At 38.7% G+C, this 12,398-nt stretch carries 9 protein-coding genes; 6 read left to right on the forward strand and 3 right to left on the reverse strand.

Translation table 11 applies throughout. The features are described from left to right. Window positions 1–553: 553 nt before the first annotated feature. Entirely contained in the window at window positions 554–1,639 is a 1,086-nt protein-coding gene (locus VB732_RS17575; RefSeq protein ID WP_323232182.1) for a glycosyltransferase family 4 protein, read from the forward strand. Between the two features lie 54 nt (window positions 1,640–1,693). Here VB732_RS17575 and VB732_RS17580 read toward each other — a convergent pair whose 3' ends face one another. Then, window positions 1,694–3,325 carry a DUF655 domain-containing protein gene (locus VB732_RS17580; protein ID WP_323232183.1) on the reverse strand — a complete coding sequence of 544 codons (1,632 nt, stop codon included), beginning with the start codon at window positions 3,323–3,325 and terminating at the stop codon, window positions 1,694–1,696. 218 nt (window positions 3,326–3,543) lie between these two features. Between VB732_RS17580 and VB732_RS17585 the strand changes: the two genes are divergently transcribed. From VB732_RS17585 to VB732_RS17595, 3 genes are all read left to right on the forward strand, one after another. Continuing rightward, window positions 3,544–4,713, forward strand: coding sequence for a cysteine desulfurase family protein (locus tag VB732_RS17585; protein WP_323232184.1), 1,170 nt, complete (start codon window positions 3,544–3,546; stop codon window positions 4,711–4,713). A gap of 68 nt (window positions 4,714–4,781) precedes the next feature. Further along, window positions 4,782–7,370, forward strand: coding sequence for a hypothetical protein (locus VB732_RS17590; protein ID WP_323232185.1), 2,589 nt, complete (start codon window positions 4,782–4,784; stop codon window positions 7,368–7,370). Between the two features lie 42 nt (window positions 7,371–7,412). After that, window positions 7,413–7,664, forward strand: coding sequence for a type II toxin-antitoxin system VapB family antitoxin (locus tag VB732_RS17595; protein WP_323232186.1), 252 nt, complete (start codon window positions 7,413–7,415; stop codon window positions 7,662–7,664). A 163-nt stretch (window positions 7,665–7,827) separates the two neighbouring features. On the opposite strand, the gene VB732_RS17600 is transcribed toward VB732_RS17595, so the two are convergent. Further along, window positions 7,828–8,127: a hypothetical protein gene (locus VB732_RS17600; protein WP_323232187.1), complete on the reverse strand. Its 300-nt coding sequence runs from the start codon at window positions 8,125–8,127 to the stop codon at window positions 7,828–7,830. Window positions 8,128–8,226: 99 nt separating this feature from the next. Next, window positions 8,227–9,351, reverse strand: coding sequence for a magnesium chelatase ATPase subunit I (gene bchI / locus VB732_RS17605; protein ID WP_323232188.1), 1,125 nt, complete (start codon window positions 9,349–9,351; stop codon window positions 8,227–8,229). 139 nt (window positions 9,352–9,490) lie between these two features. Between bchI and VB732_RS17610 the strand changes: the two genes are divergently transcribed. Both VB732_RS17610 and VB732_RS17615 read left to right on the forward strand, forming a co-directional pair. Further along, complete coding sequence (locus tag VB732_RS17610) at window positions 9,491–10,489, forward strand: DNA cytosine methyltransferase (RefSeq protein ID WP_323232189.1); 999 nt, start codon at window positions 9,491–9,493, stop codon at window positions 10,487–10,489. A 585-nt stretch (window positions 10,490–11,074) separates the two neighbouring features. Further along, window positions 11,075–12,367 carry a glycoside hydrolase family 10 protein gene (locus tag VB732_RS17615; protein WP_416235757.1) on the forward strand — a complete coding sequence of 431 codons (1,293 nt, stop codon included), beginning with the start codon at window positions 11,075–11,077 and terminating at the stop codon, window positions 12,365–12,367. Window positions 12,368–12,398 lie beyond the last annotated feature (31 nt).

Raw genomic sequence — 12,398 nt, forward strand, 5'->3', positions numbered from 1 at the left:
AAGATCCCCGACTTCTCAAAGAAGTCGGGGATCTTAGTCTCTCGATTTTCATAACTCATTTAGGATTGCTATAGATTGATTGCTACCTTTAAGAATTTGAATAGAACTTCTTATAATAAAAATTACTGTTTCTGATTTCAAACTACCTGCTTTACAAAAATCTATATTTTGGTCATTAAACGTTTTATTTTTTAATAAATATTTGTAATTTGAATAATTAACTCCCAACAAAAGAGATTTATCGCCTGATATCACTATTTAACTTAGATTTTGGCGATTTTAAGAAACTCCTGTTTATCAAAAAAGCTACATTAAAAATTGCGCTAAATTACCAAAAATTAAGAGATTGAAATATATTTACCTCTCTAGGAGTGGGTGATTTACATACCAGGATAGACGAGGAATATAGAAGAATAATCATAAAATTTGAAAATAATTGTAACAAACTTTAGTATCTGAAGTTATTTTCTAGTGTCAAGTGAATAAATTACAGCACTACAACAACACAAAGAAAAAACTTCTAATTCAATTCTGATTTATTAGGAGGTTTGTGATGCGAATAGCTCAAGTAGCTCCATTATGGGAGAGAGTTCCGCCTCCAGCTTATGGTGGTATAGAACTAGTAGTGGGGTTACTGACCGATGAATTAGTCCGACGCGGCCACGAAGTAACTTTATTTGCATCAGGAGATTCGATCAGCCTGGCAAAACTAGTGTCAGTTCATCCCCGTGCCATCAGACTCGATAGTAGTATTAAAGATTACAGCGTTTATGAAATGTTGAATCTAGCTTCGGTTTATGAACGCGCAGAAGAGTTTGATATTATTCACTCTCATGTAGGGTGTGGGGCACTGGCTTACGCAAATCTCGTCACAACCCCAACGGTTCACACCTTGCACTGGATTTTCACACCCGATAACGAAAAGATGTTTAGTTTTGGTAAAAAACAACCCTACGTCAGTATTTCCGATGCACAACGAGAATCAAGGTTAGGGTTGAACTATCTAACAACGGTTTACAACGGAATTGATGTCAGCAGTTATAACTTTCATGCCCAACCAGAAGATCCGCCCTACTTAGCATTTTTGGGTCGGATGTCTCCTGAGAAGGGAGGGCACTTAGCAATAGAAATTGCTAAACAAACTGGTTGGCGTTTGAAAATGGCAGGTAAAGTTGATGCAGTTGATGCAGAATACTTTGAGAGGGAAATCAAACCGCACATCGACGGGGAGCAAATTCAGTATCTAGGTGAAGCTAATCATGCTCAAAAAAATGCTCTCATGGGAGGTGCGTTTGCAACTCTATTTCCCATCACTTGGCGGGAACCCTTTGGATTGGTGATGGTTGAGTCAATGGCTTCGGGTACGCCAGTGATTGCGATGAACTTAGGATCTGCCGAGGAGGTAATTTCCCACGGGAAGACGGGTTTCCTCTGCAATAATATTCAAGAATGCGTCACTGCGCTCGATCGCGTAACAGAGCTAGACCGCTATAGTTGCCGCGAGTATGTCGAAAACCGTTTCAGCGTTAAACAAATGACTAATGGCTATGAGGCGGTTTATCAAAAAATAATAGCAGAACGATTTTCTCGGAATGGGCATTTACGCAGTTTGGTTGGTCTAACTAGCGATCGCATTTAATTTGTCTGCCCCAGATCCCCGACTTCTTTGAGAAGTCGGGGATCTTAAAGACTGCTACCAAATCAGGCGATCGCGCCATTTTTCCAATGTTTTCGCTTTAACTCCTGGAACTCTTTCTAAGTCTTGTAAAGATGTAAACTTCTGCTGTTGACGGCTAAGAATTATCCGTTGCGCTAACTTCTTACCCACACCGGGAAGAGTTTCTAATTCTTCCGAAGTTGCAGTATTAATATTTATTTGTTTAATTGCTTGTAGTTCACTTGATGAAGAACTTTTTATCTGGGGACACTGTGTTCGTTCTAATTTAATTTTTTCTTGAATTGCTGGTGGTAAGCCTGGTTTGACTTTGCTATAAAGACGAGCAAATTCCCGGACATAATGAGCAGCAACTAGAGGACTTTCAATTACTACAAGTGTCTCATCATTACCATAATTAGCAGCGTCTGACCAATTATGAGAACCTGCAATTACTTTTTGGCTATCAATTACACCAAATTTGTGATGTAACAAATCGCCTTTGGGTAACACAGGTACGCCTACGGTGGTAATTGGATTTTGCCAAGGATGATTATCAACTTCATATTTACATTTATTGCTAAGAGCAATCCCCATCATATCTAAGGCTTCACTGTAGGGGCGGTAGGCAAATTGTGGTTCAATTAAAGCGCGAATTTGCACACTTTGTTGATGGCGATTTTCTAAAATATTGGCAAGACGTTGATCAGAAAAGACAAATAACGCCAAATCGGTAGATTTAGTTGCCGAATCTAAAGTTTTACCAATTAAACCGTTACTACTATTACTCCAAGATTGAGTCGGAGAGGTAGGCGAAAATTGTACAGTAATTGTGCTTTGATTTAATGTAATTTGTTTAGGCGAACGCATCGGTTTTTGCAAACCAAATTTACTATCTGGTTTACCTCCCGGCCCATCTCCCCACATAATATTAAACTCTTCTGTAAATAAAGATGCTAATTCTGGGCTGTCAATTTGCAATAAGTTATTGGCATTACCTAAAGTATTAGAATTTGTGAAATCACCATAAGTATCACTTAAAGTAAAATTGGCCGAAGTGATAATTACAATCCGATTATCCACAATCACAAATTTGTGATGCATCAAGCTGCTACCAACTGAACCATCTGCTCGATCGTCTATCCAAGGAATTTGAGCATTCTGCAAAATGATCAAAGCATCTTTTTGATTGATTTCTGCTGGACTAAGTTGATTATCCTGGTTGATATCGATAAATTGGCGAAATTCGTTGTAGCGTTCCTGTTCCCTTTTATCTAACTTACCTACTTCAGCAGATGTTAAAGTACTCCAAGGTCGGCTGTAAGTATTTTCTAAAATTATCCTGACTTTTACCCCAGCCTTTTGTCTATCAACCAGTGCTTCGGCAACTTTAGGTAAACGTAATTCTTGCACCGCCACATCTACTGTAGATTTAGCTTGGGTAATCGTATTGACAATCTGTTTTTCTAAATCATCCCCAAGGCGAGTTTGCTGACGGTAAGCTTCCTTGTATTCTGAAGATTCAGAATGGTTAAAGTAAACTTGAACTAACGGATCTTGTGGTAAAGGTGCTGGACGCTGATTAGAAGACTGGACTCGTTGACAACCAGCGAGGGAGAATATCAGTAAAAAGATATATAAAAAATATCTTTGTCTAGAGATAAATTGCACTGTAATCTGTTAAAAGTGGATTGGAAGTGGATGGATTTATCATTCCCAAAATTTGGTGTTTTGAATTAAGTAGAGAAATGCTTTTCTAAACAAAGCGAAAAATCCACTCCTAGATACAGGATGACAAAGATTTTTTTCAGTATTTATCCACTGAAACTGTATATTCTGAAAAGATCGCCAGCTTATTACCAACGTGTGTTTTCACCATTATCGGCTATATGCAAATTTATCTAGATTACAGCGCCACTACTCCCACTCGAAAAGAAGCGATCGCAGTTATGCAAACAGTCCTCACTCAACAGTGGGGCAATCCCTCCAGCTTACATGAGTGGGGACAACGCGCTGCAACGGTTGTGGAACAAGCCAGAGTCCAAGTTGCTGGTTTAATTAACGCCGCCAGTCCTGAAGCGATCGTTTTTACCTCTGGTGGCACTGAGGCAAATAATCTAGCGATTATGGGTGTAGCTCGGTTGTATGCTGTTCCTCAACATATTATTATTTCCAGCGTCGAGCATTCCGCAATTTCTGAAACAGTAAAGTTGCTAGAAATGTGGGGTTGGGAAGTTACACGCTTGTCTGTAGATATTAAAGGTAGAGTTAATCCCGTAGATTTAAAGGCGGCATTGCGACACAACACAGTTTTAGTTTCTATAATTTACGGTCAAAGTGAAATTGGGACAGTGCAAGCGATCGCAGAACTGGGTAAGATTGTGCGATCGCACGGCGCTTTGTTCCACACAGATGCAGTGCAAGCTGCGGGACGTTTACCCATAGATGTGCAACAACTCCCCGTAGACTTAGTTAGCCTTTCGAGTCATAAAATATATGGCCCCCAAGGTGTAGGGGCGCTATATCTGCGTCCTGGTGTGGAATTGATGCCCTTACTGGGTGGTGGTGGGCAAGAAATGGGACTGCGTTCTGGTACGCAAGCAGTACCGATAATAGCGGGGTTTGGTGTAGCAGCAGAGTTAGCAGCCGAAGAATTGCCTACAGAAACACCACGATTGATTGAGTTACGCGATCGCGCCTTTGCCCAATTAGCTGAAATTCCTGGTTTAATCCCCACAGGACATCCGTATCACCGCTTACCTCACCATGTAAGTATGTGCTTAGAAAACGCCGATGGTAAAAAATTGAGCGGTAAAACCTTGGTACGACAGCTAAACCTTGCTGGCATCGGCATCAGCGCTGGTGCTGCTTGTCACAGTGGTAAACTTAGCCCAAGCCCGATATTGTTAGCGATGGGCTATTCTGAAAAAGCTGCCTTGGGCGGAATTCGCATCACATTGGGGCGTGATACCACTGAAGCTGATATAGATTGGACGGTAATGGTGTTGAAGCAAGTTTTGCAAAGGCTGACACCGGATTTATCTTTAGTTAAGCGTTAAATTAAATGTGACAAATCGCATACCTGTGGGAATACTAGCCGTATAAACTAGCTAAACACAGGTGCGCGATGAGAGAAATTGGGGTAGTGAAGTCATTTAAAGAAGTTGGCAAAATTAAATGGTTTGGTGGTTTCAACAATCAAACAGGTCAAATAAATGATTATGGATTTGTAGAATGTCAGGGAAAAGGTGATATATGGGTGCATAGAACAGAAATTTATTGTTCAGAATCTGATTTAAAAGAAGGAACACTAGTAAAGTTTGAATTAAGAATATATGGTAACGGATATAGAGCAAGCAATTTGCACTTACTTAATTTAAGTGAAGAAAAAGATTCCGATATCATTGAATGCTGCTTTAATCATAGCGATCCTAAATTTTGTGCGTTGGCATTTTGGGCATATCTCAATAATAACTCCATCGAAGAAGCTGTTTCTTTAGCCGATAAAAAGTTAAATATTTTTCTCCCCTGGCAAAAGAATCGTTTTTTAGATTACGTGCCAGAGACTATTCTGATGCACTATAAAGCTCGAAATATTCGACAATTATTGCCATATAATAAGCAGTTAAAATTATGCTTACAGCTTTTACCTGATGATTTAAGTATAGAAATAGATGCTGCTTTGCGAGAGGAAGTATTTAATATTATCTCAAATCTTCAAAATGAGAATTTGGAAAAATGTGATAAAATTATCGGCAAATTATATAAATTGTATGTCGATTATCCAGAAGCCCGTAAGCGCCTCAATATAAAATTACACGTAAAATGCTTGGTTGAACTGATAAGCAATTTAGAAAGTGTTTCTATTAGAGACATATTATTATCTGAATTGCGAAATATTTTAGTCCATTGCAAATTAGGCATTTTGTGGATAAATATACCTGATTGTATTATTCTGGAACAACAGATTTGGCCTATAGCATCAGGAGATAGACGTATTGGTATTCTTGTAAGTCAAATCAGTAGTCAACAAGATTTAAATTATCAAGATAATATTTTGAAAATTGCAGAGATACTTGAAGATTCAGCAGAAGAAGATATCACAAAACTAATTTCTATATTTCGACACAAGAATTTGGTTAAATCTCACGACGCAATTATAAAATTTTTACCTGCTGTTGAACAAATTACTATTCTGGGAGCAAGACTAAACGAAAATGTTAGTGAAAACAATAAAACTATATCACATATTGCAAAAATACTTGCTGAAAGTTCAAGTGAAAAAGTTCCAATTCTGCTGTCTAAACTGCCAGATAGCGTTAAAAAGAGGGATGAAATATTAGAGTTTTTGCTGCCAGAAGAAAAAATATTAATTCTATTATCAAAGCTTAAAGCAGAATATAAATTAGAAAATCAAGATATCATCCAAAAAATTGGAAATTTGATTAATGATGTTTCCAATGAAGAACGTATAAAATTAATTGACAAACTTCCAGAAGGAGTAAGATACAAAGAACCAATCCTTAAAATATTCCATTTTTTGCTTCCAGAAGATCAAATACGATTAGCGTGGAGTTTTATAGCAGATGGCTCCTTATTTATTTGGCATTATTTTTCAAGAGAAGCAAAAATACTATGTGTTTATCGCCTAGCAAAAGAAAATACAAATATTTCTCTATTTCTTACTGAGTTTCAACGTATTCATAACACTAACCCAGAAAACGATGATTTGATAAGATGTGTCTTGAAAATACTATGGGCTAAGGAACATCCAAATCGAAGCAATGAAGTTTTCCAGGAAGTACACAAAATATTAACAAATTATGTAATTCAATATGCTAAAAATTCTACTGAGCCTATAAATCTTGATCCGTTATTGCCTTACTGCAAACCTACAGAGGTGAAAGTTAAATACTGTGAGGGAAAACTATGGGAGAAGGAAAAAATTAAAACAACAGGTGAAACTGAAATAGTAATTAGTGCTTATTGCCCGCGTGCAAGAAATAACTGTAACTTATTTGAACTAAACAAAAGCTCAAATTCAAATTTTGGTTTGTATGGAGCGCGTTTATCTGCTGAATGCTCACAAGATTGGAAAAACTGGTCTTTACTAGAACTTTTTAAAGCAGTAGATATTGTGCCATCTATGCCTGATTTGAAAAAGGCGGAGGATTACTTACCAAAACTATCAGGGTGGATTAATCGCATTAACGAAATTCGCTCAAGACTCAAGTGTTCTGTATGTGAAGATATAATGCCACACAATATAGAATATTCTCAATTTAGTACCAGATTCAGGGTTACAGTTTTTTCTTGCAAACATGGAGAAGATCATGACCATAATATTTATTTGAACGAATGCTGGGGATGCAGTGCAATAGTTGACAGTAGGGAGAGTAAGTACCAATCAAAAGAAGATAAATATTATATTTGCATCCACTGCGGAAGTGGAACACAACACAGCAATACTTATACTCAAGGCGATATTTGCCCAAAATGCGGCACGATAGGAATGGAAGTTAGTCCGAATAACAAGCGTTACCGTAAGTGTCATTCTTGTAATCACTCAATCAAACTACCTGAAGAAAGAAAGATAACTGGTTCCAATTGTCCTCAATGTGGAACACGAGGGATGATGCTGACAGTTAATCAAAAGAATAAGAAAATTCGCGTATGCCATTCTGATTCCTGTAGATATTCAATATCAGCAACATAACCCATGTTTTGGTTTCTGTATTAATAATCCTTAAACACCACCATGAACACTGCTAAAGTCACCACTGATGGGACTCACCAAATCGTTATTTTACCCGAAGACTTTCAACTTACTGGGACTGAAGTTTATATCAAAAAAATTGGTAATGCCATTGTCCTCATTGCCAAAGATAATCCCTGGCAATCTCTAATAGAGAGTCTAGACAATTTCTCCGATGACTTCATGACCACCAGAGATCAGCCACTCCTCGACACCAGAGAAAGTTTTTATGCTCCTATTAGAAAACTGGGTTGAGTAGCTTGTGAATGAGTGAGGTGTGATGACATTGTGTTGCGAAGGTTTTCCTGCTCGTAATCATTTTGGGGCGTGATACGACGGAAGCTGATATAAATTGGACAGCAATCATGTTGAAGTAAGTTTTGGACAGGCTGACACCGGATTTATCTTTAGTTAAGCGTTAAAGACTGTACATTAAGTCAGCAAAACCATAGAGGCTAATGATCAGCAATAGTGATGCTGTCAGTTGGGTAATTCGCGTCTCGTGTGAGGGCGCGATCGCTTCCCGCACTAAGATAGAAATAGATGCCCCAACGACTAGGCTTAAGCCTAAGATTAAATAAGGTAGTCTGTTAGGTAAAATACTCGCTATTGCCAGCATAGCGATCGCTAATAAGAGCATCAATAATTCTACAAACCTGGGCGGGTTGTATTGGCTAGATAAAAAAAAGCTGTTGAACCAAAAAGACCAAAATCTCATAGTAAGTGTTGAGTGCTAAATATTGAGTTAGATTCTGCGAATTTTAGATTTTGGACTTTTCCTTTAATCCAAAATCCAAAATCTAAAATCCAAAATTAATTAGCTTCTAGCCCCTAATTTTTGACCTGTGCCATTTTTTTGTGCAGTATCACTTTCTGGTAGTTCTACGCCAAAGACGCGGCTAAAAACTTTGGCGACTTTGTAGCCAGAATCAATCGATTCTAAGGGGTCTTTCCGCAGTCTGTGACGCAAACATAGGGTAATCACGCGGCAGATATCATCAACTGTAACTTCAGTGCGTCCTTCATAAGCTGTTAAGGCTTTGGCGGCGCGGTTACTAACAATGTCACCCCGCAAACCATCCACATCCAATTCAGAGCAGACTTCAGAAATTTTTACCCGTAGCTCGTAGTCAAGTTTCACTTCTGGTAAAAGCTTTTGAGCATTGACAATTTGCTCTTGCAATGCTTCTTGCTGTGCTTTGCAGCTTTCGAGAAATACTAGAGGATTTTGGTCAAAATCCGCCCGTTGTTCCACGATTTGCACCCGCAAGGCTGGTTCTTTTACCGTGTGAATTTCTGCGTGCATCCCAAAGCGATCGAGCAGTTGGGGGCGCAGTTCGCCTTCTTCCGGGTTTCCAGAACCCACAAGAACAAAACGCGCTGGGTGACGAATAGAAATACCTTCCCGTTCTACAGTGTTCCATCCACTGGCGGCGGAATCGAGTAGCACGTCTACGAGGTGGTCATCTAATAAGTTGACTTCATCCACATAGAGAATGCCCCGGTTAGCCTTTGCCAGCAGTCCTGGTTCAAAAGCTTTAACACCTTCAGATAAAGCTTTCTCGATGTCGATTGTGCCACAAACTCGGTCTTCTGTGGCTCCTAGAGGTAGGTCTACCATTTGGACTTTTTTGTGAGTTACAGGAATTTCTGCCCCTTGTTCTAAAAGTTGGCGGACTTCATCGCTCATCAAGTCGGGGTCGCTAGGATCGCTACTGAAAGGGTCATTGGCAACCACAGAAATTTCTGGCAGCAGATCCGCCAGCGCCCGGATAGTTGTGGATTTACCGGTACCGCGATCGCCCATGATCATTACACCACCAATTTTGGGGTCAATCACGTTCAATAGGAGCGCCAGTTTCATTTCTTCCTGGCCCACAATTGCCGTAAAAGGAAATACCACGCGACGCGCACTTGCCGTGGATTGAGCAGTTGGACTCACTAAATTACCTTAACAATATTTTTCTTATTACAGTTTTCTATTGTGACACAGTTGGGGTGTGGAATAAGTTAGTAATTTTAAAAGCATTATTCAATACAATCTTTTAAGTATATACACTAGAATAATAATTTTTGAAGGTATGAAAGAAAAATCTAGAGATAAGATAAAAAACTCTTCACTTAAAGTTTTAGACCTTTTCGCTGGTTGTGGAGGCTTATCTTTAGGCTTTCAAAATGCTGGTTTTAATATCTTAGCAGCATTCGATAATTGGAAACCCGCTATAGATGTTTATCAAAAAAACTTTAGCCATGAAATTTTTGATTACGATCTTAATATTTTAAGGGAAAACTACCAAATTTTTAGAGAAATATGTCCTGAAATTATTATTGGCGGCCCACCATGTCAAGACTTTTCTAGCGCCGGTAAACGCGATGAAAATTTAGGAAGAGGAGATTTAAGTATTGTATTTTCTGAGATAGTTACAAGTATTCTTCCTAAGTGGTTTTTGATAGAGAATGTAGACCTATTTCGTAAAAGCAATAAATATCAAGAGGTTAAACAAATATTTAAAAATGCTGGATATGGTTTAAGTGAAATAATTTTGGATGCTAGTCTGTGCGGTGTTCCTCAAAAGCGAAAAAGATTTTTCTGCTTTGGAGAGTTACAAGGAAAAGACGGAAGCCTAGAACCTTACCTGAAAAAAAGGTTAGCAGATAAACCAATGACTATTAGGGATTATCTGGGAAATAAATTAGAAATTCAATATTACTACAGACATCCAAGAAGTTACCAAAGAAGGGGAATTTTTAGTATTGATGAACCTAGTCCAACAGTAAGAGGAGTTAATCGTCCTATTCCTAAAACCTATAATAAACACCCTAAAGATCCAGTCGGCGTTACAGAAAGCTTGCGCCCATTAACTACAATTGAAAGAAGCTACTTACAAACTTTCCCTGAAACATTTATTTTTGAAGGTACAAAAACAGACCTTGAACAAATGATAGGAAATGCTGTACCAGTTAAGCTTGCAGAGTATGTTGCTCAAAGTATACTTGAATATATTACGGATAATTTAAATAATTCTATAAGAGTTACAGAAAAAAGTTATCTTTCAGAATTAAGTTTAAATAAACAGTAAGATGGGAGATTAAATTTAGCAATTTAAATCTCTCAAAGTGTTTTTACTCTATTAATTAGTTTAACTTATAGCTTTTACAGCTTACATCAACTTTTAAATGGAAATTTGTGTATCAGTGATTATCATTCCTATATAGCAATCCTAAATCATTCGTGAACAACGAGATCCCCGACTTCTCAAAGAAGTCGGGGATCTGAGTCTTGTGATTTTCACAAATCAAATAGGATTGCTATACATTTGTGCTTTTATTTTTTGGAAGTCCCAAAGAGAGATGGAATATAAGGAATAATTCTATACGAGAGGCTACGTTCAATACAAGTGCCCAATGTTTCTTTATGACAGGCTGCGCCAAAGGCGACATCTAACTGCGAACTTGCGATGCCCTGAGCTTGCTGAAGGGTCAAACTGCTCAGTATAAGTGTCCCATTCCCCATTTCAATCTCTATTGGGCACTTAATGACTACTTGCTGCGTCAAGCATCTTATCGGTCTGCTTTAGTTTTTATGGTGCAAAAGTTCCATAAGCAGGGAACGAATAACTACCAACTAATCAATTATGTACTAAGCATAAATACTTGTACACTATATGGTTAGTAGATTCAATCGTAAAAGCGAACAATGGCGTGTGTGGGTAGCTAATGCATCATTCAAATCTATGAAATCACCTTTTATTGTTCAAACTTGGCGGCGACTACTCAAGTCCCTGTTTCCGATTCTCATTTTAATATCCTTTTTTACTGTATTGTTGGTGGACAGTTTCACTCCTGCGATCACCGAAGGTGGGCGCTTCAGCGCCATCGCACAGTTACCCCGTCAAGAAATTCGCGGGGTTTGGATGACTACCAATGATTTTGACACCCTCAAGGATCGTGCCAAAGTGCAGGATGCGGTGAGTCAATTACGACGGCTGAACTTTAACACAATCTATCCTGTGGTGTGGAATTCTGGCTATGTAATGTATCCTAGCGCGATCGCACAACGTGCGGGTATCCAACCTTTTATCTACAAAGGTTCAGATGGACATGATATTCTTGCAGATTTAATTAACCAAGGCCATCGCAAAGGATTGTTAGTAATTCCCTGGTTTGAGTTTGGTTTCATGGCTCCCCCAACTTCGGAATTGGCACTGAATTATCCTGATTGGTTCACACAAAAGCGGGATGGTAGCCAAACTTCCATCAGTGCGGCTGGTGAGGTAATGTGGCTCAATCCGTTCCATCCCCAAGTACAACAGTTCATCACCAATCTAGTGCTGGAAACTGTCACTCAATATGATGCTGATGGTATTCAGTTTGACGATCATACGAGTTTACCTCACGAATTTGGCTACGATCAATATACAGTTGCTTTGTACACCAAAGAAACCAAAAATCCTCCGCCAACTAATCCCCAAGATGCGGCATGGGTAAAGTGGCGGGCAGATAAAATTACGGCGTTCATGGTACAACTTAACCAAGCCGTGAAGCAGAGAAGACCCCAGGCGATTTTCTCTGTTTCTCCTAATTACTATGATTTTGCTTACAAGTTTCATTTGCAAGATTGGCTGGGTTGGATACGACAGAATATTGTGGACGAGTTAATTGTGCAAGTTTATCGTCCGAATCTGCAAAGTTTTGTAGCTAATATTTCTCGCCAAGAAATTCAAGAAGCCCAAAAAACAATTCCAACTGGAATTGGGATTATGACTGGGTTACGAAATAATCCAGTTCCTATGCAGCAAATTAAGTCTCAGGTGCGGGCTGCTCAAGAACGTGGTCTAGGTGTAACTTTCTTTTATTATGAAAGTCTTTGGACTGATACTCTAGAACCCTTAAACGAGCGACAAGTTGGATTTGGAAGTCTCTTTCCATCTCCTGCACTCCGCGCCAAAGTTGAATAAATTTTCTGTTGAAGATTATGTTCTTGTAATA

The sequence above is a fragment of the Nostoc sp. UHCC 0252 genome (assembly GCF_034931145.1).
Lineage (GTDB): Bacteria > Cyanobacteriota > Cyanobacteriia > Cyanobacteriales > Nostocaceae > Nostoc.